The sequence below is a fragment of the Parapedobacter sp. genome (assembly GCF_053550995.1).
In genome coordinates this window covers 1-23,622 of record NZ_JBMQOC010000073.1, presented here as the reverse complement: position 1 = coordinate 23,622, position 23,622 = coordinate 1, and the positions used below count along the sequence as shown (strand labels likewise).

The following is a 23,622-nucleotide window of genomic DNA, read 5'->3' as shown; positions in this document are numbered from 1 at the left end:
AAATGCTCAAATTTAGCAGTTCAGCCCGCATTACGCTTATACAATGTTGGCGGTAGTTTTTTTTATTCAATTCTCCTTAATACCCCCTTTAATTTTGCTTCAACTCCAAGATTATCAAAAAGTTTTTCAGTCAATGTTAATGTCTTCTTGAAAGCTGTTTTAATATCTGTCGGATCTAATTCTGATGTTGTCTCCTGAAATAACGAATACCAATCTGGGTCTATGTCTTTTTCCAAGCTTTTTGTTGGACTTTCCCAATGTTTGGTTTGGTATGTTTCAATTCTTATTAACCAAAGTAAATATTTTTGAACATTTGATAAGCTTTGGTAAGCGTGAGCAAATTCCTGTCGTTTAATTAAGTTGCTTGTTGTAAGTAAAACATTCAACAATGATTGGCTCAACCACAGGATATTTTCATTTGTTGTTCGATCAGGTACTTTAGTTTTTATTTCTTTGAGCGTGTTAGTCAATAAATCTTCTTTATCTACTAAAATCATCTTGTCAAAGTCGCTAAACTCTACCAAACCGTCCCACGATTTGATAACTTCCATTTGGTCGTTTGTCAAAAAATGAAACTCCCCCCTTATCATATTTTCAAAAATGGCAACTTCACTTCCATACTCGTTGGTAAAATATAATGCCAAAGGATGAATTTGGCTTACCCAATTTTCAGCGGAAAAATTTTCTTTATCCTTCAAGAAGATGTAGAATTCAATATCTGAATATTTGTCCCCTTCATTTTTGGTAAATGACCCGTACATAAATACGGCAGAAATATTTTTATCATTTTGAGCTATTGACTTTGTTTTGTCAATCATTTGTAACTGTGTCATTTTCTAATTTTTTAATATTAACAATCGCCCTTTCTACTTTGCGTATTAAAGGATATTTCAATTCTTATTCTATCTTACAGTTACTTATAGCTTCATTTTCTTGAATGTTTTTCGTTGTTAATTGTTTCTTCAAATTACCGCCAACTCCCAAATATACGCAATAATCTTCTGCATACAAAGATGTCAAATTCTTTTCTATTTGTTCTTGTAAATGGTTGTTTTTAAGTGTCTTGCTTTAACCTTATCAGATTCTATCTATTGCGCATTTTGCATAACTTTCTTAGATTTGCTTTGGTAGATAATACAAAATACGCAGTATGGAAGTTGTTGATTTTTCTGGTTTTGATTTTCGGGAAGGTAGACATAAGGATGCCGCAGTCATTTGGATAGATTTCAAATACGACCGAGCAAAGATTGATTTGGTCAAATCGCTGAAAGGCAGGTGGAGCAGGTCTGAAAAGTGCTGGTATGTACCGGACAACACCCATTTCCGGACACTGTTTGGGATGAAAATCCCACCGGTTGGCAAAGGGGTATTGTCCAAATTGTCACCCGTGAATGCACGGGAGTTTCAACGTATGAAAGAGGTATTGCAGATGAAAGCCTACAGCCCCTCCACCATAAAGACCTACATGATTGAATTTGCACAGTTACTGTATGTGGTGAAGGACGTGCCAGTTGATTCGCTGGGCTACGACCGTCTCCGTGCTTACATCCTTTATTGCATCAATACATTGAAGATTTCGGAAAATCAATTGCACAGCAGGCTCAACGCCATCAAATTCTATTTTGAACAGGTGCTCCATAAACCGGGCTTCTTTGCCGAAATCCCACGGCCGAAGAAGCCATCCACTTTGCCAAAGGTGTTGAGCCAAAAGGAAGTAAAACGGATATTCGACGCGGTACGAAACCAGAAGCATTTGCTGATGTTGCAACTGTGCTACGGAATGGGATTGCGAGTAAGTGAGGTTGTCAATCTGAAAGTGAGTGACATCGACAGTGGACGGATGCAGGTACTTATCGAAGCAGGCAAAGGAAAGAAAGACCGGTATGTACCGCTACCGACCGCAGTGCTGGATTTGCTACGGGAGTATTATAAAGCGTACCATCCTAAAACTTACCTTTTTGAAGGTCAGTACGGAGGGCGGTATTCCGTCCGCAGTGTCCAAGCGGTGTTCAAGAATGCGATGAAGGCCGCAAAGGTAAACAAGCCGATAGGGATACACGGTTTGCGGCATAGTTACGCCACACATTTACTGGAATACGGCACGGACATATCATTCATTCAGCAGCTACTTGGTCACAACGACATCAAGACCACGATGCTTTATGCAAAAGTCGGCAATGCGCAAGTGAATGCAATCAAAAGCCCGTTGGACAGGATTTTGTAGCTACAGATTTAAAGATTATCACAATGGGACTAAATTACTTCAAAAGCAGAAAACGTTTTGATTTTTCCCCGCATCCGTTTGATGTTGGCAACATACTTGGTTTGAAGAGGGGGTATGGCAACAACCATTTCCTGCTCAAAATCTACGGATTGGAAAAAGCCGATTTCGAAACCTATTACACCTACCACCTGAATCATTTCCGGTCTACAGGTCGGGGTACCGAAAAAGATTTCCTTTCCCACGTGTGGCACATCGTGCAGAAACGGATTGAATATTTCGAGCGGAAAGACCCGTTCTCATCCGAGCATCCCCGGCATTTGTCAAACATTGAGAAACTTACCGAATTCCAGCAATACCTCGACACACACGATAAATGGAACATTAGGCCAAACGATGTGCTGCTGAAAGAAAAAGACGGAAAGATAGCCGAACTCGAAGCCCATATCCAAGATTTGGAAGAACAGTTGAAAGCGCATACAAAATATGGGGTTGCGCAGAAAGTGTACGTGGAGGACGGCTACCTGCCCACCCTCACCGACCTCATCCAGCAACTGCGCGAAGTGGAACTGCCCAATGGGAGGAAGCTGCTCAAAAGCGACCACCACAGCCCGTATTACAAACTGGTGGCGAAATACTTCAACCACGGCGGCAAGGAAATCCCATTGGATACGGCACGCAATTATTTCGTGGGCAAGGGCGAAGCCCCGATAAAGGGTTCGCAGGTGCCGGATGGCAGGAAGTTGTTCCGCATCGTCCCCGCCTAATCATCTACCCGTTCAATCCCCGAACATGACCAAGCCGCCTCGTTTGGTCATTCATATCCCTGTTTTATCCCCCAACTTTGTCCCAACGGAGCGGGTGATGCCCGGTGGCAATGCCGGGAGCAATCCCGTTTGGTTGCCGAGGCAAGCCGTGCCGACTGCACATTCCGCCAAATTGCCATTCCCCGATGGGAATGGAGCAAGCGGAAGTTGGGCATAGCCCTACTTGCTTGCCCCCACGCTATCGCTATGGGGGTTTCGGGTATCCTCCGGGGATACCCCAATGCGCTGGGATAGCACCAGCGCAAGGTTCCGGTATACTTGGCCGTATACCGTGCGCCCCGTAAAGGGCGTAAATCAATATCCCGCTATCGGGATATACGGATATGGGAATATAATGATAAGGATATGGAAATAGACATCGTCACACGGGAAGACCTCCGGCAGTTCAAACGGGAAATGCTGGATGAGTTCAAACAAATCATCGGAAACAGGGAAAAAGACAATCTTGGCAGGGAGTGGCTGAAAAGTGCCGAGGTGCGCAGGCTACTTGGCATATCGCCCGGAACGTTGCAGAACCTCCGTGCGGGCGGCACGTTGCCGTACCGCAAGTTGGGCGGCAGCATGTACTACCGCAGGGAGGACATCAGGAAAATGATGGAGGGAGGTAACGGCAATGGGTGAACGGATGGAATTGCCCAAGCACGCGTTCAGCGCGTTCTTTGAGCGGATTGGCGATGACGGGCGTTTGCTGCCCACGCACATCGGTTTGGTGGCGGCGTTGTTTTACCACCACGATTGCGGCAATCCGCATCGCCATTTCCACGCCAGCCGCAGGAAGCTGATGCGCTTCTCGCGGATACGCTCCATCGCCACCTACCACAAGTGCCTGTCGGAATTGGTGGCCTACGGTTATGTGGAGTACCGTCCCTCGTGGCATCCGGCCAAGGGCAGCAGGTTCAGGTTCATCATCCGCACGGAGGGAGGGGTAAATGGTCAGGATTGACGAGAACAAGAAATCCGTCCGTTTCCCCGAGGCGGTGGACGAACGGCTCACCCTGCTTGCGCGGAAACTTGGCCGCACCAAGCGGGAAGTGGTCATGCAGATGGTGGATTATTTCTACAAAAGCAAGAAAGACCCCGCCGACCTGAACGACGAGGTGCTGAAAAAGGAACTGTCAAGCGGTATCAGCCGCATCCTCTCGTTCATCCGCAAACAGGAGGGTGACCTGCTGGTGCCTATGTATTCGGCAATGGAAGAACTGATGGCCATCGCCAAAGCACAAAGCCCGCTTTTGAAGAATATCGGCAAAGGGCAGTCGGAGGCGACCATCATGGGCAGGGAAACCATCGGCTACCTGAAACTGGTGGACGGTACGCTCAAAAAGATACTTGGCAACATGCGGGAAAGGGAAACATTGAAGTCCAGGTTCCGGCAGGTATTGGATTACTACATTACCCAAAGGGAAGCCCTCGGCTGGCCTGTATCGGCGGCAAAAAAGGAGGAACTGGCCAAGCATGCAAGGCAATCGTTGGACAACCTGTAACACAAGACCATGTACATTAACATTACCAAATCGGAAACGGGCGACAACAAGGGCAGCAGCGGTGCGCTGGTGCATTACCTCGAAAAGGAAAACCGGATGCAGCCGGAAAACGCAATGGAAAACAAGCCGGAGCGTTGGTTCAATGGAACGGCCAACGACATCAAACCCCACGGGGTGCGGACGGGCATCGACCGCAACGTGGCCAAGCTGGGCAGGGACGACAGCAAATTCTTCCTCATCAACATCAGCCCCAGCCAGAAGGAACTGGCGCACCTTGTGTCCCAATACGGCGAGGACGGGGCACGGGAAAAGCTAAAGGAATTTGCCGCGAGGGTAATGGACGAGTATGCCCGTAACTTCAAACGCCCCGGCATTGAAAGCCACAAAGATTTGCTTTGGTTCGGCAAACTGGAAAACCACCGCTATTACGGCCACAACGACAAGGAAGTGAAAGGCGGGCAAAAGAGAAAAGGGGAACGCAAGGAGGGGCGGCAGATGCACGTCCAAATCATCGTGAGCCGCAAGGATATCACCAACAAAATCAAGCTAAGCCCGCAGAATACGTCACGTGGCAAAAACAAAGCCCATTCGCAGAAGCTGGGGCAGTTCGACCGCACCGCGTTCAAGCAGTCGGGCGAGACACTGTTCGATGAATTGTTCGATTTTGAGCGCAACCTGAAAGACAGCCTGCAATACGCCAATACCATGAAGAACGGGACGGCACGGCAAAAGGTGCAGATGCACACGCTCACGGAATTAACGGAGCGACATCCGCAGGGTCAGCTATTGGCAATGGAGCTGGCACACAATGTTGCCCAAGGCAGGTTCGAAAGCGTAGGCGAAATGCTGGCCACCACGGGCAACATGGCTGCCGACCTATTGGGATTGCTGATGGCTCCGGTGGAGGGAGTGGGCGGGCAGCAAAGCCCCATCGAGGAGGAGGAGAAGCGGCGCAAACGGAAAAAGAAAGCTCAGTCACGGGGTATCAGGCGGTGAGTTTTACGGGTGGTTCAGAGCATCCGGCCTTTGCACCACCCGGCCAAAATTACCCTCGGCGTGGGAAAGGTCAAGGGTATATAAACACCCCCCTCCCGCAGGCCTTTGCCCTCCGGCGCCCTTGACCCGATTCCCCCGCCTTGCGTTCCGGTGGCCTAAGCGGTGAAAATGCCTTGGTGTGTACAGATTTAAAAACAATACCACTGAAAATGAACCGATACGAGCTGATAAGAACCAATAGTGAGCCGATAGCGAAGTGTTGTGTGTGTAATAAGGGAGGATACGAAAAAAGCCATCCGTTTCGGATGGCTTGCACTAATATTGTGAGGATTTTTTTATTAAAGTTTTTCGATTTCCTTGATGGACAGCTTGGTAAATTTGACAATCTGCTCAACGGGAATGCCGTCCTTTTTCATTTCACGGGCAACGGAGATTAAACTTTCACGCTTGCCTTCCTTTTTAGCCCTGTTTAATAATAATTCTTCGATACCCATCGTGTGGCTCCTTTCTGTCAATTTTTCGACTTCTTGTTCAAAGATAGTGTTTACTTCCGAGTTATCAAAACGTACATAGTAGCGTAAGAAATTCATCAGTCCCCTGATTTTTTCCTTGCTCATATTCCTTTCCAGCAATTCACGCGCCAACTGTATTTTTGTCTGTAACAAGGCCTTGTCGCTTTCGTCTTTGTCATTCACGTTTTTGCCGACAAATGCCGCCTTGGCCGTTAGGACGACCAGAGCAAAAGGATTGTCGGATGCCAAAAGACGATCGGTATCCTGTTCAGCAATTTTGTAGGTATTGAACCTGTATTGGATGCTTGTACCCATGAATTCCTCTTCATAGACATTGGGCCTTGGCTTTTTACTGGCCTCTGTCAGGACGGCAAAGGCAGCGATACGTTTGTGGTATTTATCAAGTATCCGATAGTAATAGGTGAACATCCGCGAGGCGAAATCCTTGCGATAGCTGCCCTGTACCTCGACATGGATTAAAACCCATTCCTCTACGCCGTCATGGGTGTATACCTGCGCCAGCTTATCAACCACTTTGAGAGCGAACTCATCATCTTCCGGAGGGAATAATTGTTCCAGTTCCTTGTCGAGAAATGTGATACCCCTGCTTAAATCAAAAATGCTGTCCGCATCGGGATACAGGAAACGGAGGAAGTCGTCAAAAACGTCCTCCAAAACCCCTTTCCATAGATAGTCATCTTTTTGCTTCATTGTTCTGCTTGGTTGTACGTGTGTAAAAGTATGAATAATTTTCAGCGACGTCTGTTGCCATTAACGTATTCCGGCCAACCGCTTCTGTAAGGCCTCCATATCACTGCCGATCCGCGTATCCAACAGTTTGGCATAGTGCTGGGTCGTCTTGATGTTCGTATGCCCCAGCATTTTTGAGACAGTTTCTATCGGCACGTTGTTGGCCAGCGTTACGGTGGTGGCGAATGTGTGCCGTGCCATGTGGAATGTCAGCTTTTTGGTAATACCGCACAGGTCGGCAATTTCCTTTAGGTAGCTGTTCATCTTTTGGTTGCTCAATACCGGAAGTACCAGCCCCTTTGCCACGCATGGGGGATAGTCCGCATACCGTCCGATGATTTCCAAGGCTTGCGGAAGCAGCGGGATGTTGGAGGAAGTTTCCGTTTTCTCACGGCTGGTCAATACCCACAATCTACCGTCAATACCCTTGGCGATGTCCGTCTTTTGCAGTTTCCGCACATCGGCGTATGACAGCCCCGTATAGCAGCAGAACACAAAGATATCACGCACGTGCGCAAGCCTTGGTATGCTGAATTCCCTAATGGTTATCCTGTCTAATTCATCCGGTGTTAGGAATTCCTTTTCCCTTGGCTTGGCCTTCGTTTTGTAGAACACAAAGGGGTTTTCCGTAATCCATCGGTGTGCAAGACACTGGTTTATGATTTTACGCAGGTGTTTCATGTACTTGGCCGCCGACACCGCACTGCATTCCATGTCAGAGCGGAGGAAAAACTCATAACCTGTGATGAACGCATGGTCGATGTGCCGGATCTCGATGTCCGTTTCACCATGGCATTTTTCCAGATAGGAGGTCAGGTGTGCAACAGAAGTGTTGTAGCCTTTCAGCGTGTTGGGTTTGAAACCTTTCCCAAGCAGCGCTTCCATCTTCCGGTTGTGTTCGGTAAACGTTTCCATCAAATACCGCCGTTGCACGTCCTTGCCGAGGTATTTCAGTTTCAGCGATTCGGCGGTGATTTCCGTGCCGTCCTTTACGAGTTGCAGGTGGGCATCGGCCACCTTTCGCTCCAGCGTGTCGAGGTAGGCATTCAGGCCACGGATGTCCTCCTTGGTGCCCTTGGCACGGTTGGCCTTGGCGTTCCACCGTACGGGGTCACACTCACGGCCGGTGGACACTTCCTTGGGGTCACCGGCCACGGTGATACGCATGTAGATGGGTTTCATACCACCCACATAGTTTTTTGGTTTCTTCAAGTAGAAGAGCAAGGAATAATTTGTACTCATGATAATACATCATTTATGGTGAAACAAAATTAGCCTTGCAGCCTATGGTAGTCAAGATGTTTAGTTATTGAACAGGTTGTCATTCAACAACTTAATTTGCTTTCAGTGAGTAGCGGTAGGTCAGGGATTGACTCACTGAATTACTCACTGTTTTTATGCGAATAATTGAATGAATCAGGATGCTGTAAAAAACAAAAAGCCTGCAAACGTTTAATTTGCAGGCTTTTGTATGTTTTGACTTCAAGATGTGTAGCCCGTAGGGGAATCGAACCCCTGTTTCAAGAATGAAAATCTTGCGTCCTAACCCCTAGACGAACGGGCCTTTTGTCAATTTCGAAAAACTCGTTCCCGTTTTTCGGTCTGCAAAGATAGAAGTATTTCCATTTGTTCCAAAGAAAAATGATATAAATTTAATGTTGATCATTTCACCTTTCTATCGGACGCAGAGGAATACTTCTTCCCGCATCAACTCTTGCTGGCTTGCGCCGGTGGTTTTATGCATGCGGATGGTTGTTTCGACTACCGCAAAGCCGTTTGCAACGAGTAGCTGCTCAGCCGCTTCGGGCGTATATAGCTTAAACCCGTAAGCTGCGAAAGGAAGTTGCTCCATAAAGGCGCGGCTGGCAATGGCTATGCATAATCTGCCGTCCGGTTTCAGCATCCGACGGATCTCGGCGAGCTGTGTGCTTGGATCTTCCCAAAAATAAAGGGTATTGACGGTAAATATGTTGTTGAATGACTGATTGGGGAAAGGGAATGTCAGCCCGTCGGTCCATTCGAAACGCACACGACCAGCGCTGATAGGGTGCCTATTGATTTCCCGCGCTTCCTTAACCATCGTTTCGGACCTGTCTACGCCAGTATATCGGATGTCTTTCCCCTTCGATAGCACATAATCGGCGAAGCTACCGTTTCCGGGTCCGATTTCCAAAACATGGGCCCCTGGATGATATGCCATAAGGTCGATGGCGTGGCGCGTCATGTCGCCATTGCTGGCATTCATGCGGGTTGCCATCTGGATGCCTGCCTCACCCACTGGGTTGGCCAATTGTGCCGCCACTGCTTTGAAATCAATGGATTTGGCCACGCGACTAACGTTTGTCTACACTGTACTTTCCAGGCCCGACGAAGGCAAGCCCGATAAAGACAACACCGATTTCGATGGCGTGCGAGGCACCCATGAGGCCGTCACCGCGGCCTAGATGCGAGAGTGCGGCAATAAGCATGGTAAACGCAAGTGCAATCGCTATGGGTCGGAAAAACAATCCGAGCAGGAAACATGCACCGCCCACGGTCTCGGCTAGTGCCGCCAGCAGCCCCCAAAGCATGGGCATGAATGTAATGCCTACATTTCCCATGGCACTGCCCACGCCCGCCCACCGCTCAGGTCCGCCTAGTAGCTTTGGGTACCCATGCATGATAAACATGATCCCAAGGCCGACGCGGATAAGTAGCAGTCCGGTATTTTTGAATTTGCTCAACGATGATAGTGCAGCCATTTTTTTGATTGGTGATTTTGTGCAACCTGCTGTTAATTCCGCGCAATTTGATTTATCTTTGTCGTGTTTGCAAGCAATGGAGCTTCATTTTTCTGTAAAATTGCATTACTTCCCCACTAAATAACTGATATACATTGAGTAGTACAGATTTCCCCTTTAAACGTTATACCATCACCTCGGCATTGCCGTATGCCAATGGGCCGTTGCATATCGGTCATCTGGCAGGCGCTTACATCCCCGCCGATATTTATGTTCGCTTTCTGCGCCTCAATGGGCGCGATGTGGTCTATGTGTGCGGTTCGGATGAACATGGTGCAGCCATTACGATCAAAGCGAAGAAGGAAGGAACGACCCCCCAGGCGATTATCGACCAATACCACGCACAGATTAAAGCAAGTTTTGAGCAGTTTGGGATTTCATTTGATATTTACCACCGCACCTCCGAGCGCATTCACCATGAGCTTTCGCAGGAGTTTTTCCTCAATTTGTACGAGAAAGGTGAGTTTACCGAGCAGGTAACGGAACAATATTACGACGAAGAATACCACCAGTTCTTGGCCGACAGGTATATTACTGGGACGTGCCCGAACTGTAACAATGAAGGGGCTTATGGCGACCAGTGTGAAAAGTGCGGTACTTCACTCAATCCGACCGACCTGATTAACCCACTGTCTACGCTGAGTGGTAAGCCACCCGTGCTCCGCGAAACCAAGCATTGGTATCTGCCGCTCGACAAATACCAGCCTTGGTTGGAAAAGTGGCTGCTCGAAGGCAAGAAAGACGTACTGAAACCAAATGTTTATGGGCAGTGCCGTTCGTGGCTCAAATCAGGCTTGCAGCCCCGATCGATGACGCGCGACTTGGACTGGGGCGTGGACGTGCCACTTGACGATGCGGCGGGAAAGAAGCTATATGTGTGGCTCGATGCCCCTATCGGTTATATTTCGGCAACGAAACAATGGGCGTTGGACACCGGTAATGATTGGGAGAAATATTGGAAAAAACAGGCCGATCCGGCCGATGATGCCTGTCTAATCCACTTCATCGGCAAGGATAATATCGTTTTCCACTGCATCACGTTTCCGAGTATCTTGCATGCGCATGGCGAGTACGTGCTGCCCGAGAACATACCCGCTAATGAATTCCTCAACCTGGAGGGAGATAAGCTGTCAACATCCCGCAATCATGCTGTGTGGTTGCATGAGTACCTCGCGGAGTTTCCCCATAAGCAGGATGAGTTGCGCTACGTGCTGACATCCATCTTGCCCGAGACATCGGATAGTGAATTTACCTGGCGCGATTTCCAAGCCCGGGTAAACAATGAATTGGTGGCTATCTTTGGCAATTTCATTAATCGTGTTTTGGTGCTTTCGCATAAATATTTCGATGGTAAGGTCAGGTCGGCTACCAACCTGACCGATACGGATCGCTTCATTTTCGCGGAACTGGAGCGGTACCCGAAGCACATCGCGGCATCCATCACGCATTTCCGCTTCCGTGAGGCATTGGCTCAGTTCATGAACGTAGCCCGGTTGGGTAATAAATATTTGGCGGATGCAGAGCCATGGAAGGTGATCAAGACGGATGAGGAGCGCGTAAAGACCGTTTTAAATGTTGGGTTGCAGATTGCGGCCAATTTGGCGGTGCTGGCGCAGCCGTTTCTGCCCCACACCGCACAGAAAATGGCAGAAATGCTTCGACTGGGGGATTTAGCATGGGAAAATGCTGGAGGCGGTGTGTTGCTGCCGACAGGGCACCAATTGGGACAGACGCAATTGCTGTTTGAGAAAATAACCGATGAGCAGGTCAATGCACAGCTTGCCAAGCTCCGTGAGGCGAAGGCCGATAGCGGAAAACCTACCGAGGCGGTGGCTGACGCTAAAGGAGACGTCGAATTCACCGATTTTGTAAAAATGGATATCCGTACCGGTGAGATCCTTGCAGCCGAAAAAGTGGCGAAAACCAAGAAATTGCTGAAGCTGACGATAGATACCGGTATCGATGAACGTACTGTTGTATCCGGCATTGCCGAATTTTTTGCCCCGGAAGAGATCGTGGGAAGGCAAGTGGCCATCCTCGTGAACCTGGAGCCGCGTGCCATTAAAGGGATCGTATCGCAGGGCATGATACTCATGGCCGAGGATGCTGATGGCCGGCTCGACTTCGTGTCGCCGCATACAACCATGCGGCCGGGTAGTGTGATCCGGTAGTGCGGACGCCTGGCCCACACCCGCTAGCGGAGCAGGGCGATGGCTTCTTTGGCGGCCTTTACATCGTGCACCCGCAAGATGTGTACACCTTTTAATAGTAGTACGGTGTTGAGTACAATGGTGCCCGTGAGGGCATCGTCGGGCTTGATGCCCAGCTTCTTGTAAATCATCGATTTGCGGGAGACCGCACCTAGTAGGGGTAGGCCGTGGACGTGCAATGTTTCCAACCGGCTGAGCAGTTCGTAATTTTGTTCGAGTGTTTTTGCAAACCCAAATCCGGGATCCAGTATGATATCCCGAACCCCCAGTTGCCGTAAAGTGGCCACTTGCCTTCCGAAAAATAGGCTGACCTCGCCAGTCACGTCGCCACGGTAATCGGTTAGCTGTTGCATGGTGTCGGGGGTGCCCCGCATGTGCATGAGGATATAAGGCGCCTGCAAATCGGCAACGGTAGCGAACATCGCCTCATCGAGGGTACCGCCGGAAATGTCATTGATGATATGAGCCCCCGCTGCGATACTGGCACGGGCCACCGCTGCACGGAAGGTGTCGATGGATAGGATGGCTTCGGGAAATCGTGCGGAAATGGCTTCGATTACAGGTAAAAGCCTATCGACTTCTTCGGTTGTGCTTACATCTGCAGCGCCAGGCCGTGACGAGTAGGCTCCGATGTCGAGTATATCGGCGCCTTCACCGAGCATCCGTTCGGCTTGCGCCAATGCTGCGGCCACGGTATGGTGGCGCCCACCGTCGTAAAAGGAATCGGGCGTGATGTTCAATATGCCCATCACCTTCGGGGTGGAAAGATCGATCAGCTTACCGCCAGCATTCATTTTAACGAACCACCACTACGCCATCGGCAATGATGTTGATATCGGTCCTAGGCTCGGTGATTTTGGCAATTTCTTCGGCATCTTTACCTGCATCTTCAGCAAAGTGCTGTTGTTGGGCTACCGAAACCTCCCTAACCTTGGCTTGGCCTTCGAGTACGACAGTTTTACCTACGATGTTTTGGGGCATGAAAAATCCATAATCCTTGAACCGTACCAAAATCGGATCACCCTCGCCTTCGCGCAGGACGCGCATGAAACACCCCTTTTTTTTGCATACCTCCACCACCTTACCCTTCACCTTGCCGGTGTAGGTGGAATCGGTGGCCAGTTTGGCTTCCAATTGCCGTACGTCGATGGCGTTGCTTTTGGTAATGGCCTTGCCATATTGTACGCCGGGCTGAGCGGCGGGGATTTTATTTTGGGCCGTCGATGTTGCCATGAAACAGCATAGGGCAACAAAGATGATTGCTATTTTCTTCATAACCGCTTTTTTTATATGCAAACTTAGTTATTTTCCTTGTATGTACGGCGCTACCTGTATGGTTCTAGCGGCGAATGAACGAAAACTGCCCGCCAGGCTCGAGCTTCATCACGATGGACGCCGCTCCATGCCGGATATCGTCTTGACCATAGAGGGCCACGTAATCGACACCATCGATAACCATTGGGTCTATTTCACTGAAGTTGGCAGGTGCCGGAAGGCCACTGATATTGGCCGACGTAGAAACGATGGGCTTACGGAACCGCTGGAGCAGGGCAGAACAGAAGGGGTGCCGTACGATACGGATGCCGATACTGCCATCTATGGCAAGGAGGTTTGGTGCCAGGTTCTTGGCACCGGAATAGACGATGGTAAGCGGCCGTTCCGTATATTCGATAAGCTGGTAGGCAACCTCGGGTATTTCCTTGACATAACTCTCGAGCTTATGATCGCTATCGAGCAATATAATCAGGCTTTTTGTCTGGTCGCGCCCTTTCAGCCGGAATACGCGGTCTACGGCTTCGGGGTCGGTTGCGTCACAACCGATGCCCCAGATCGTATCGGTGGGATATAAGATTAATCCTCCGTTCCGCAAGGTTTCGAGGGCTTGATTGATATCCGTTTTTTTAACCTCGTTATGCATGTTGCCGCAGCCGGTAGTTATTACACGGCCACATTGTGTTCGCGTAGCGCATCGTTGAGCGATGTTTTTTTATCTGTCGACTCCTTGCGCTTGCCGATAATCAGTGCACAGGGTACTTGGTACGCACCGGCGGTGAATGTCTTGGTGTAGGAGCCGGGGATGACAACGGACCTCGCCGGTACAACGCCTTTGTATTCGATCGGTTCAGTGCCGCTGACATCGATAATTTTGGTTGACGCGGTGAGCACCACATTGGCACCGAGGACGGCTTCCGCTTCGACGTGGACACCCTCTACCACGATGGCCCTCGACCCGACGAAAACATTGTCTTCGATGATGACGGGAGCAGCCTGCACGGGCTCCAACACACCGCCGATACCCACGCCACCGCTGAGGTGTACGTGCTTACCGATTTGTGCGCATGATCCCACCGTTGCCCAGGTATCTACCATGGTACCCTCATCAACATAGGCTCCGATATTGACATAGGATGGCATCATGATGACGCCCTTGGCCAAATAGGCCCCATAGCGTGCAATGCCATGCGGCACCACGCGCACACCCAACTCTTTATAGTTGGTTTTAAGCTTCATCTTATCGTGGAATACGAACGGACCTGTAGCCACTTCTTCCATCTGCCGGATGGGGAAATAGAGAATAACGGCCTTTTTAATCCAATCGTTTACATGCCAGCGGGAACCGATGGGTTCGGCCACCCGCAGCTCACCTTTGTCCAGCCGTTGGATGACTGCCTCAATAGCCTCCCGGTATTCTTTATATTCCAGAAATTGCCGGTTTTCCCAGGCACCTTCAACCAGTCCTTTTAATTCTTTAATCATATTGAGCCGTGTATCGAAAGTTGTAGGGGCAAAGAAAGTAAAATCTTTTTATATAAGCCGCATTTTGGCTAAGTTTGCTGTAATGGCTGAAGAGGAAAAGTTACGTGTAGACAAATACCTATGGGCAATCCGCGTATTTAAAACGAGGAGCTTGGCAACGGATGCATGCAAAGCGGGCCGTGTGAAACTCGATGGACGCAGCTTGAAGCCCTCGGCGTTGGTGAAGGTGGGCGATAACTACCATATCCAGAAAGGGATGGAAAAGAAAGTGCTGCGGGTTACGGGCTTGTTGGATAAACGGGTGGACGCTAAGACGGCGGCGGCTTTTTACGAGGATATCACCCCGGTTGAAGAAACCAATGGTTATAAATCGATGGGCCGTGCGTCGATACCCATGCGCGATCGCGGCACGGGTAGGCCCACTAAAAAGGACCGTCGGGAAATCGATAGCTTACAAAATGACTGGTGGGAAGAAGACTAGGGTTTACTGAATTTCTGGCCTTCGATATGGACCAATGCGGCGGCGATTGGGTAATTGATACTGGTAGTCGTATCGTTGCCGGTGAAGCGGGTGGGTAATACCAAGCCACTACCGATAGCCTTATAATTGCCGATGGAGTATCCGCCGGAGCTATCGCTGGGCCACCACTGGTGGATTTGGCCGGTTTGTGAATCGACATATATTTGGCCCGCTACCGTATCTTCAAAGCTTGTACGTTTATTCTCAATGTCTACCACCGTAAAACGTTGGGAGCCGACAAGCTTCTCGCCCTTGATCCGATAGGAGGCCTGGTTCCCGTCTAGAACGGTAGGGAGGAATAAAAGCCGGGCGTCCTGATGGAACGCTTCGGTGGTTTCTGCAATGATATCTTCGGTAATGCGTGGATTGTCGAGCTTCACATCGTTGAGGTATACCGTTCCTTCGCCTGTTTCGATATTGAACAATACAGTAATACGTTCGTCGTCTGTTGTAACGCCGTCGAAACGGCAGTTCCCCGTTTGTTTGTCCCAAAGGTATTTGCGCTCGCCTTGCGAAAAAGAATGGTTCCCTCCCGCGCAGCTGAACATGAAATACCGGGCATTTTGCCAATTCTCCCGCCCTCCTGCGGCGTCCCACAATTTATCCGCCAAGTCGTTTTCCTTGGCCGAGGGGGTATCCTGTCCGCGTACACCCATTATTACGCAACACCATAAGGCAACCAATAGGCTCAGCTTGAGTTTGACGGAATGTTGCATCATCTTTATCATTCTTATTTTTCAGCGCGACTTATATAGGGCACTGAAAATGCGGAAGGTATTAATGACCGCAAAATGGGATTATTTGTTTGACGGATAGTAACAATTACCGCAGCCGTTTTGTTTTCGGATACGTATTGTAAGCGGGGCAGGTCTTCGGTGAGCAGGACTGAAATGACAATGAGATTACCGCAATTGACGCGATGCCGATGATGAGTATCCTTTTCATACGATTAACGGATTAACTGTTACTGCTGGTCGCGCGGGCACTTAGTTGGGCCATCTGAATGGCGGTGATTGCAGCTTCTTCACCTTTATTGCCGTGTTTTCCACCCGCCCTATCCAGCGCTTGCTGCAAAGTATCAGTTGTTAAAACGCCGAAGATAGCCGGTTTATTGTGCTTCAGTGCGACCTGGGTGATGCCATGTGCAACGGCACTACAGATAAAATCGAAGTGCTTGGTTTCCCCTTGGATAACACAACCCAAACATATCACCGCATCCAATAGCTGATCGCGAAAGAGAATGTCTGCGCCGCTGGTGAGCTCGTAGCTACCCGGTACCTGTACCACATGGATGTTTTCCGCAGTCGCTCCATGTTTTGCCAATGCCTCATATGCCCCCTCGAGCAATGGCCCCGTCACTTCGGCATTCCATTGCGACACAACGATACCAAACCGGTATGGAGCCGCAGATGCTACCTCTATGTGTGAGAAATCGGAAAGATTTTTATGGTGACTTGCCATAAGCGGGTAAAAAACGACTACAACTGTGCTTCAGCGCGTGCGATGTAACTTTCTATAGCGGTAGCCTCGTGGCTATCCGGATAGTCAGACTGGATGCGTTTATAAGCGGCAACCGCGTTTTTGAAATCGTTTTGTGCCTCGTATACCAAGCCGAGCTTCTTAAGCATCAATGGCGACGTAAACTTGTTCGCATTTTTGTCTGTTGCTTTCTTGTAGAAAGACGCTGCTTTTTTATAGTCCTTCAGCTCAACGTATGCATCGCCAAGCAGGCCGATAACAAGCGGGTCGAGTATGACACTGCCGGTGTTCGTATACTTTTCCAATGCATTGATGGCTTCCTGGTAATTACCTTGCCGTAGGTACAGTCCACCCAAATAGGCATTCGCAATATTGGCGGATTTGGTGTTCTCGTATTCAGCGGCAATCTCCTTAAAGCCGGGGTACGACCCATCGCCGTCGATGGCACGTTGTTGCAGGGAATCGATGGTAGCATACGTCTCTGCCTTGAAAAGTTGGTTGGCAGCTGTTTCTGCACGTGGTGCGAGGTAAAATCGCTGATAACCAATGTAAAGTAATATCAAGATGACAATGCCGCCGATAATGAAGACCAAGCTCTTTTGGTTTTCTTGAATGAAATTGCCGTTTGTTGTATGCTTGGCACCGGCAGAGGGTGCCTTATGTTTTTGATTGTTTGACATTTCTGTTTCTAAATTCGGACTGCAAAAATACACTTTTACAACTTATATCCAAGTGCTTTTTGTAAGGGCGTGTCAAACGTCGATACCATTCTTATGTTTTTGGTCGAGTTCCTCGTAAACCGAGTTGTTACTTTTGAATTCGGGGACCAGTTCTTTCATTTTCAGAACGATTTCTCGCTCGTTTTGGTTCTTGGTCATGTCAATCAGCGCACTGATTTGTATCTCTACTTGTTCAAAATCGTACTCTCTTACTTTGGCCACCATGATTTTGTGGTGATGGGTGGGCAAGGTGTTCTCCAAATCATTAAGGAGTTCTTCATACAATTTCTCGCCGGGGCGGAGTCCCGAATACTCGATGGAGATGTCTTTATTGGGCACGAGCCCCGACAACTTGATCATTTTTGTTGCCAATTCGACAATTTTCACCGATTTACCCATGTCAAATACATAGATTTCGCCGCCTTTGCCCATGGAACCGGCTTCGAGTACTAACTGGCATGCTTCGGGGATGGTCATGAAATACCGGGTGATTTCAGGATGGGTAACGGTAACCGGCCCGCCTTTTTCTATTTGGGCCTTAAACCGTGGTATTACCGAACCGTTGGAGCCCAAGACATTTCCGAAGCGGGTGGTGATGAAGCGCGTATCGGCACCTCGGGCACTGCCGTTAAGTAAGGTACGTTTGTGCGAAAGGTAGTTGAAATAAGTTTGGACGTAAATTTCGGCAATCCGTTTGGAGGCCCCCATCACGTTCGTTGGGTTTACCGCTTTGTCCGTGGAAATCATGACAAAATTTTCGACCCCGTGGGCAACGGCTAAGCGGGCGATTAAACGGGTGCCCATGATGTTGGTGCGGACGGCCTCCACGGGATGGTTTTCCATCATGGGCACGTGCTTATAGGCGGCCGCGTGGTAAACATAATGGGGCTTGAAGGTTTTGAAAAGCGCCTCCATACGGTCTTCATCACGGATATCCCCGATGAACGCATGATATACTTGGTTTTTCTGTACATCTTCCAACTCGAGCTGCAGTTCATGCAGTGGAGTTTCCGCTTGGTCGTTAAGGATGATCATTTGGGGGCCATATTTGCCCAGTTGTCGGGCAATTTCGCTGCCGATGGATCCCGCAGCTCCTGTAACCAATATCCGTTTGCCGGCCAGTTGCTGTTGGATAGACAGATTGTTGATTTTGATGGGTTCCCGCTCAAGCAGATCTTCGATGCGTAATTTCTGGATCTGATTGGGTGTCAGTTCACCGTTGATTAACCGGTGCACCGGTGGCATGGTAAGCACATTGATGTTGCGCTCCAAACAGAGGTCTACAATATTCGCTTTCTTCTCTACAGGGATATTGTGGGTAGAGATAATAAGCTCATCTACTTTGCCCTGCACGATGAGTTGATCGAAATAATCAGTGTGGTAAATCTGTACACCGTCGATGATCTTGCCGACTTTATGCAAGTTGTCGTCAATGAATCCAACGACAACATTCTCGGCGTGATGGTCGTGATCAAGCGTACGTTTGGCGGCAATGCCTAAGTCACCCGCACCGTATATCACGGTCTGCTTGCGCGTGGATTTGAGGTTCTTGATGTAAAGGAAAAAGAGCTTTACCGTGGAGCGGTAAGTGATCAGCAGCAGGAATCCCATCAAGCCGTAGGCAATCAGCAAACTGTTGGACATCAATGGCGGGCGATTGAGCGCAATCAGGATGGTGTTGATCAGGAACAAGCCGGCGATGCTCAACGATACAGACGAAAGAATGCGTACCGAATCCAACGCACTGGTATAACGTACGATGCCCGCATACATTTTTAACCGATAGAATACCAACGCACTTACGGCGAGTACCACGAGCAGTGTCCGGCTGAAATCGGTGGAATTGATGGCGTCGTATGCAAAACGGTTTAATAACAGGTAGGCAAAGAATAGTGCTATCGCACTGCAGCCCAAGTCTAGCGTGAAGATAATCCAGCGGGGGACGATATTGAATCTGTCAAACATCCAGTGTGATTAACGTGCAGCGTTACTTATATCGCTATACTATAAATGCGCTTCAAATATAGGTATTTTCTATTATCAAACAAGAGTGAATATATTTTAAGTCATTCTTGCCAAGCAAGTTGGACGTTTAACTTCGTCTATCTCTGTACAATTAACGTCCAATTTATTAAAAGTTTGATTATTTTCGCATGATGAACCCTAATTTAATGACAAAGCGAGCGCATCATGAGTGAGCTATCGAAGTTGGCGCGTCAGGCATTGCTGCAACCGCAAGAGGCAATGCTTGAAACAGGGAAGAAAAAAGACAGCCTGTATATTGGTATACCCAAGGAAATCAGTTTTCAGGAGAACCGCGTTCCACTGACGCCGCTTTCTGTTGCGCTGTTGGTGGAATATGGCCATGAAGTGGTGCTGGAAAGCGGGGCTGGAGACGCGGCTAACTTTCTGGACCATCATTACAGCGAGCAGGGCGCGCGTATTGTGCATGACAAAGCGGAAGTTTATAGAGCAGACATCATTATTAAGATAGCGCCACCCACCCTTGAAGAGGTTGACATGATGCGGAGCGGCCAGGTGTTGCTATCCTCGCAGCAACCGTCGCTGATGAGCATCGATCTGCTTCATGCCCTGATGAAAAAGAAGGTGACGGCACTTTCGTACGAGTATTTGCGCGACGAGGGCAATACCTTGACCGTGGTACGTGCGATGAGCGAAATTGTAGGTGCCACCTCTGTATTGATTGCAGCTGAATACCTGAGCAATGTATTCGATGGGAAAGGGTTGATGCTAGGTGGGGTTACCGGGGTGCCACCCACGGAGATGGTCATTCTTGGCGCCGGTACGGTAGGTGAGTTTGCCGCCCGTACGGCCATTGCATTGGGGGCACAGGTGAAAGTGTTTGATAGTTCGGTATACCGTTTGCGCCGCTTACAGAATAACGTGGGGAGCCGTGTGTTTACGTCCGTGATTCAACCTATTGTGCTTCGCAAGGCGGTCATCGGTTGCGACGTGGTGATTGGAGCTATCCGTGCCACCCATGGCCGTAGCCCGTGTATCATCAGTGAGGAAACAGTATCGCGGATGAAACCCAATTCCGTGCTGATCGATATCAGTATCGATCAGGGTGGCTGTTTCGAGACATCCGAAATCACCAATCATGAATCACCTGTATTCCGCAAGTATGAAGTGATTCATTACTGTGTACCCAATGTGGCATCGCGCGTGGCGCGGACCGCCACCTATGCGCTCACCAACATTTTCACGCCGATATTGATAGACATCGGCGAGATGGGGGGCATCATGAACCTTATTTGGGCAAAGCCGGGCGTGCGAAATGCCATCTACCTCTACCAGGGGCACCTTACAAATAAGGACATGGCCAATAAATTTAACTTGACACCCAAGGATCTCGACCTATTGGTCGTATCCAACCACTAAATGAAAGCCCATGCAATATGTAAAATGGATTTGTTGCGTAGCCTTGTTAACGATGGGTACACGGGTTGCATATAGCCAAAAAGAACTGGCGTTGTACGACATGGAAGTGCCCAATAGCAAAGCCTTTTCGATGGACTATGTGCAAACAACCGACGATAACGGCATTACGCGCGTAACGGGCGTAACCAACCCTACGCTGATAGCCTATTTCCCGCCCGAAGGGGTAGTCAATACCGGTAAGGCCGTCATTATCTGCCCCGGGGGCGGATATGCCATATTGGCCATTTCCCATGAAGGGCTAGATGTGGCGCGGCTGCTGGCAGCACAAGGCATCAGCGCATTTGTGCTCAAGTATCGGCTGCCAAAAGACGAGATCATGGTAGATAAGCGCATCGGCCCCTTGCAGGATGCGCAGCGGGCCATCCAATTGGTGCGCGAGCGGGCTTCCGAATGGGGGATATCCGAAAATCAGATCGGTATCGCCGGCTTTTCGGCCGGCGGGCATTTGGCCGCTACGTTATCTACCCATTATAAAGATGCGGTTATCGCTAATCCGAAACACACCTCCCTACGCCCCGATTTCTCTTTGCTGGTCTATCCGGTTATCAGCATGCAAGCGCAGCTGACCCACGGCGGTTCGAGAAAAAACCTGTTGGGCGACCACCCCTCCCAAGATGATATTGTACTGTTTTCAAACGAAGGGCAGGTGACTGCCGATACCCCGCCGGCTTTTCTGGTCCATGCTGAAGACGACACTGCCGTGCCGATTGCCAATAGTGAGGCGTATGTGGCGGCGCTCAGAAAACACGTTGTTGCCGCCAAGCTCCTCACATATCCCGAAGGGGGGCATGGGTTCGGGCTTAATAATAAAACCACTGCAGACAAGTGGTTTGACCACTTCCTGGATTGGTTGGCTGATCGCTGATGCGCTAATTTCGCACCATGCAACAATTCGTGCGTACCCGTATTGCCCCCACACCCAGCGGTTATTTACATTTGGGCAACGTGCTATCGTTCGCAATTACGGCGGTGTTGGCAAGGCAATCCGGCGCCCTAACGATGCTACGCATCGATGATCTGGACCGGGAGAGGGTGCGGCCGGCATATGTGGCAGACATCTTTGATACCTTAACATACCTCGATATACCGTGGGATGAGGGGCCGATGGACTATGCGGCGTACGAATCGATCTATTCGCAGGTACATCGCCTCGGATTGTACCACGATGCATTAGGTTATTTGCGCGTACAGGGGGCGGTTTTCGCTTGCGATTGTTCGCGTACGATGCTGCTGCGCAACCATCCTGCCGGCGTATATACCGGGAGATGCAAACACCGCGGCCTGCCATTGGATGGTGAAGGGTGTTGCTGGCGTATCGATACGGAAAAAGCCGCTCTTCCGCCGCACATGCGCTATTTCATCGTGCGGAAGAAAGACGGCATGCCGGCCTATCAATTGACTTCAGTGGTAGACGATAAACACTTCGGGTTGGATTTGATCGTGCGGGGACATGATTTGTGGGAATCGACGATGGCACAGCGCTTTCTCGCCGACTTGATGGGGTATGACCAGTTTGGTGGAGCATCATTCGTACATCATGCCTTGTTGAAAACGGGGGCGGGCGAAAAATTGTCCAAATCGGCCGGTGCAACTTCCGTACACTATTTACGGGGTAGCGGCTGCTCAAGCACGGATATCTACCGTATGGTAGGTGAAATGGCAGGCTTGCGGCAACCGATTTCCACTTGGATGGATTTGGAACCCTTAATACCCGTATTTATCCTTCCAGTTGGACCGTAGCTTCTCCCGAAGTTTCTCTTCGGCGGGGTTTTTGCCCGGGTCGTATAGCTTGGTGCCACTCAATCCTTCCGGCATGAATTCCTGGCTGATAAAGTTCCCTTCATACGCGTGTGCATACAGGTAGTCTTTGCCGTAATCCAATTGCTTCATTAGCTTGGTAGGAGCGTTACGTATGGGTAATGGAACCGGTAGATCTCCGGTTTTGCGCACCAATGCCTGCGCTTTGTTGATGGCTTCGTAAGATGCGTTGCTCTTGGCCGATGAAGCTAAGTAGGTGACTGTTTGTGAAAGGATGATACGGGATTCGGGCCAACCGATGACGTTAACGGCCTGGAAGCAGTTGTTGGCGAGCAATAGTGCATTGGGGTTGGCGTTGCCGATGTCCTCCGAAGCAAGGATAAGCAGCCGGCGGGCGATGAATAACGGATCTTCCCCACCTTCGATCATGCGGGCTAGCCAGTACACTGCGGCGTTGGGGTCACTACCGCGGATCGATTTGATGAAAGCCGATATGATGTCATAGTGCTGCTCGCCTGTTTTGTCGTAACGCGCCAAATTCTGCTGCACCTGCTTAAGTACGAAATCATTGGTTATCTCGAGGGGGTGGCCAGCGGCCGAATTGATGACCAACTCGAGGATATTAAGTAGTTTGCGGGCATCACCGCCCGACAGGCGAAGCAGGGCTCCGTGTTCTTTGATGGACACGGGCAAGCCGCGGAGGTAGTCGTCTTCTTTCAGCGCTTTCTCAATGATACTGATCAGTTCTGCTTCGGTAAGGTGCTCGAGCACATATACCTGGCAACGCGAAAGCAGGGCGGAGATGACTTCGAAGGAGGGGTTCTCTGTAGTCGCGCCGATCAACGTTACCAACCCGCGTTCTACCGCCCCTAAGAGCGAATCTTGCTGCGACTTTGAAAACCGGTGGATCTCATCAATGAAAAGGATAGGCTGCTCCTGCTGGAAATTGCGAAGCTGCGTAGCCTTATCGATAACCTCGCGTACATCTTTCACTCCCGAGTTGATAGCGCTGAGGCTGAAGAACGGTCGACTTAGTTGGGCGGAAATGATGGATGCCAATGTGGTTTTGCCCACCCCCGGTGGCCCCCATAAAATCATAGACGGTATGTTTTGCTGTTGGATGGCTTGATAGAGCACGGCTCCTTCG

At 49.6% G+C, this 23,622-nt stretch carries 27 protein-coding genes and 1 tRNA gene; 12 read left to right on the top strand and 16 right to left on the bottom strand.

Annotation, left to right across the window (positions count from 1 at the left end; all coding sequences use genetic code 11):
- Nucleotides 1-62: 62 nt before the first annotated feature.
- Nucleotides 63-833: a lincosamide nucleotidyltransferase Lnu(I) gene (gene lnu(I) / locus ACO1NT_RS10680; protein ID WP_008992950.1), complete on the bottom strand. Its 771-nt coding sequence runs from the start codon at nt 831-833 to the stop codon at nt 63-65.
- 317 nt (nt 834-1,150) lie between these two features.
- Here lnu(I) and ACO1NT_RS10675 point away from each other — a divergent pair, with 317 nt between their 5' ends.
- The 7 genes from ACO1NT_RS10675 (at nt 1,151) to ACO1NT_RS10645 (ending at nt 5,528) form a co-directional block, all read left to right on the top strand.
- Nucleotides 1,151-2,224 (top strand): tyrosine-type recombinase/integrase, encoded by a 1,074-nt coding sequence (locus ACO1NT_RS10675; protein ID WP_449048614.1) that lies wholly within the window; start codon nt 1,151-1,153, stop codon nt 2,222-2,224.
- Between the two features lie 23 nt (nt 2,225-2,247).
- Entirely contained in the window at nt 2,248-2,988 is a 741-nt protein-coding gene (locus ACO1NT_RS10670; RefSeq protein ID WP_326326649.1) for a hypothetical protein, read from the top strand.
- A gap of 129 nt (nt 2,989-3,117) precedes the next feature.
- Nucleotides 3,118-3,282 (top strand): hypothetical protein, encoded by a 165-nt coding sequence (locus tag ACO1NT_RS10665; RefSeq protein WP_326326651.1) that lies wholly within the window; start codon nt 3,118-3,120, stop codon nt 3,280-3,282.
- A 111-nt stretch (nt 3,283-3,393) separates the two neighbouring features.
- Nucleotides 3,394-3,669, top strand: coding sequence for a helix-turn-helix domain-containing protein (locus ACO1NT_RS10660; RefSeq protein ID WP_326326652.1), 276 nt, complete (start codon nt 3,394-3,396; stop codon nt 3,667-3,669).
- Entirely contained in the window at nt 3,662-3,991 is a 330-nt protein-coding gene (locus tag ACO1NT_RS10655) for a hypothetical protein (RefSeq protein WP_081445152.1), read from the top strand. The genes ACO1NT_RS10660 and ACO1NT_RS10655 overlap by 8 nt, the downstream gene beginning before the upstream one ends.
- Entirely contained in the window at nt 3,978-4,532 is a 555-nt protein-coding gene (locus ACO1NT_RS10650; protein WP_449048613.1) for a BfmA/BtgA family mobilization protein, read from the top strand. The genes ACO1NT_RS10655 and ACO1NT_RS10650 overlap by 14 nt, the downstream gene beginning before the upstream one ends.
- A 9-nt stretch (nt 4,533-4,541) precedes the next feature.
- Nucleotides 4,542-5,528, top strand: coding sequence for a DUF5712 family protein (locus tag ACO1NT_RS10645; protein ID WP_449048612.1), 987 nt, complete (start codon nt 4,542-4,544; stop codon nt 5,526-5,528).
- 338 nt (nt 5,529-5,866) lie between these two features.
- On the opposite strand, the gene ACO1NT_RS10640 is transcribed toward ACO1NT_RS10645, so the two are convergent.
- The 5 genes from ACO1NT_RS10640 to ACO1NT_RS10620 form a co-directional block, all read right to left on the bottom strand.
- Nucleotides 5,867-6,751 (bottom strand): Rpn family recombination-promoting nuclease/putative transposase, encoded by an 885-nt coding sequence (locus ACO1NT_RS10640; protein ID WP_449048611.1) that lies wholly within the window; start codon nt 6,749-6,751, stop codon nt 5,867-5,869.
- 60 nt (nt 6,752-6,811) lie between these two features.
- Nucleotides 6,812-8,032 (bottom strand): site-specific integrase, encoded by a 1,221-nt coding sequence (locus tag ACO1NT_RS10635; RefSeq protein ID WP_449048610.1) that lies wholly within the window; start codon nt 8,030-8,032, stop codon nt 6,812-6,814.
- A gap of 250 nt (nt 8,033-8,282) precedes the next feature.
- Nucleotides 8,283-8,354, bottom strand: a tRNA-Glu gene (locus tag ACO1NT_RS10630).
- A 111-nt stretch (nt 8,355-8,465) separates the two neighbouring features.
- Nucleotides 8,466-9,119 (bottom strand): class I SAM-dependent methyltransferase, encoded by a 654-nt coding sequence (locus ACO1NT_RS10625; RefSeq protein WP_449048609.1) that lies wholly within the window; start codon nt 9,117-9,119, stop codon nt 8,466-8,468.
- Between the two features lie 4 nt (nt 9,120-9,123).
- Nucleotides 9,124-9,531 (bottom strand): DoxX family protein, encoded by a 408-nt coding sequence (locus ACO1NT_RS10620; RefSeq protein WP_449048608.1) that lies wholly within the window; start codon nt 9,529-9,531, stop codon nt 9,124-9,126.
- Between the two features lie 134 nt (nt 9,532-9,665).
- On the opposite strand from ACO1NT_RS10620, the gene metG reads away from it, so the two are divergent.
- Nucleotides 9,666-11,741 (top strand): methionine--tRNA ligase, encoded by a 2,076-nt coding sequence (gene metG, locus ACO1NT_RS10615; RefSeq protein WP_449048607.1) that lies wholly within the window; start codon nt 9,666-9,668, stop codon nt 11,739-11,741.
- A 23-nt stretch (nt 11,742-11,764) separates the two neighbouring features.
- Here metG and folP read toward each other — a convergent pair whose 3' ends face one another.
- From folP to ACO1NT_RS10595, 4 genes are all read right to left on the bottom strand, one after another.
- On the bottom strand, nt 11,765-12,574 hold the full coding sequence (gene folP, locus ACO1NT_RS10610; protein WP_449048606.1) for a dihydropteroate synthase: 810 nt from the start codon (nt 12,572-12,574) through the stop codon (nt 11,765-11,767).
- Nucleotide 12,575: 1 nt separating this feature from the next.
- Complete coding sequence (locus tag ACO1NT_RS10605) at nt 12,576-13,055, bottom strand: DUF4920 domain-containing protein (RefSeq protein ID WP_449048605.1); 480 nt, start codon at nt 13,053-13,055, stop codon at nt 12,576-12,578.
- Nucleotides 13,056-13,119: 64 nt separating this feature from the next.
- Nucleotides 13,120-13,698 (bottom strand): L-threonylcarbamoyladenylate synthase, encoded by a 579-nt coding sequence (locus ACO1NT_RS10600; protein WP_449048604.1) that lies wholly within the window; start codon nt 13,696-13,698, stop codon nt 13,120-13,122.
- Nucleotides 13,699-13,718: 20 nt separating this feature from the next.
- Nucleotides 13,719-14,537, bottom strand: coding sequence for a 2,3,4,5-tetrahydropyridine-2,6-dicarboxylate N-succinyltransferase (locus tag ACO1NT_RS10595; protein ID WP_449048603.1), 819 nt, complete (start codon nt 14,535-14,537; stop codon nt 13,719-13,721).
- Between the two features lie 82 nt (nt 14,538-14,619).
- On the opposite strand from ACO1NT_RS10595, the gene ACO1NT_RS10590 reads away from it, so the two are divergent.
- Entirely contained in the window at nt 14,620-15,018 is a 399-nt protein-coding gene (locus tag ACO1NT_RS10590) for an RNA-binding S4 domain-containing protein (RefSeq protein ID WP_449048602.1), read from the top strand.
- On the opposite strand, the gene ACO1NT_RS10585 is transcribed toward ACO1NT_RS10590, so the two are convergent.
- The 5 genes from ACO1NT_RS10585 to ACO1NT_RS10565 all read right to left on the bottom strand — a co-directional run bounded on the left by ACO1NT_RS10585 (nt 15,015) and on the right by ACO1NT_RS10565 (nt 19,220).
- Nucleotides 15,015-15,776: a hypothetical protein gene (locus tag ACO1NT_RS10585; protein WP_449048601.1), complete on the bottom strand. Its 762-nt coding sequence runs from the start codon at nt 15,774-15,776 to the stop codon at nt 15,015-15,017. The two genes, ACO1NT_RS10590 and ACO1NT_RS10585, sit on opposite strands and share 4 nt — an antisense overlap.
- 103 nt (nt 15,777-15,879) lie before the next feature.
- On the bottom strand, nt 15,880-16,002 hold the full coding sequence (locus tag ACO1NT_RS10580) for a hypothetical protein (RefSeq protein WP_449048600.1): 123 nt from the start codon (nt 16,000-16,002) through the stop codon (nt 15,880-15,882).
- A gap of 12 nt (nt 16,003-16,014) precedes the next feature.
- Nucleotides 16,015-16,518: a 6,7-dimethyl-8-ribityllumazine synthase gene (gene ribH, locus ACO1NT_RS10575; RefSeq protein ID WP_449048599.1), complete on the bottom strand. Its 504-nt coding sequence runs from the start codon at nt 16,516-16,518 to the stop codon at nt 16,015-16,017.
- Between the two features lie 17 nt (nt 16,519-16,535).
- Nucleotides 16,536-17,216, bottom strand: coding sequence for a tetratricopeptide repeat protein (locus ACO1NT_RS10570; RefSeq protein ID WP_449048598.1), 681 nt, complete (start codon nt 17,214-17,216; stop codon nt 16,536-16,538).
- Nucleotides 17,217-17,288: 72 nt separating this feature from the next.
- Complete coding sequence (locus tag ACO1NT_RS10565) at nt 17,289-19,220, bottom strand: SDR family NAD(P)-dependent oxidoreductase (RefSeq protein WP_449048597.1); 1,932 nt, start codon at nt 19,218-19,220, stop codon at nt 17,289-17,291.
- 225 nt (nt 19,221-19,445) lie between these two features.
- Between ACO1NT_RS10565 and ACO1NT_RS10560 the strand changes: the two genes are divergently transcribed.
- From ACO1NT_RS10560 to ACO1NT_RS10550, 3 genes are read left to right on the top strand one after another with little or no spacing between them, the layout of a single operon-like run.
- On the top strand, nt 19,446-20,657 hold the full coding sequence (locus ACO1NT_RS10560; RefSeq protein ID WP_449048596.1) for an alanine dehydrogenase: 1,212 nt from the start codon (nt 19,446-19,448) through the stop codon (nt 20,655-20,657).
- A 52-nt stretch (nt 20,658-20,709) separates the two neighbouring features.
- Nucleotides 20,710-21,582, top strand: a complete 873-nt coding sequence (locus ACO1NT_RS10555) for an alpha/beta hydrolase (protein WP_449048595.1) — start codon at nt 20,710-20,712, stop codon at nt 21,580-21,582.
- Between the two features lie 17 nt (nt 21,583-21,599).
- On the top strand, nt 21,600-22,457 hold the full coding sequence (locus ACO1NT_RS10550; RefSeq protein WP_449048594.1) for a glutamate--tRNA ligase family protein: 858 nt from the start codon (nt 21,600-21,602) through the stop codon (nt 22,455-22,457).
- Here the strand turns inward: ACO1NT_RS10550 and ACO1NT_RS10545 are convergent.
- Nucleotides 22,422-23,622 (bottom strand): replication-associated recombination protein A (locus tag ACO1NT_RS10545; protein WP_449048593.1); only part of this gene is annotated, 1,201 nt, incomplete at its 5' end. The two genes, ACO1NT_RS10550 and ACO1NT_RS10545, sit on opposite strands and share 36 nt — an antisense overlap.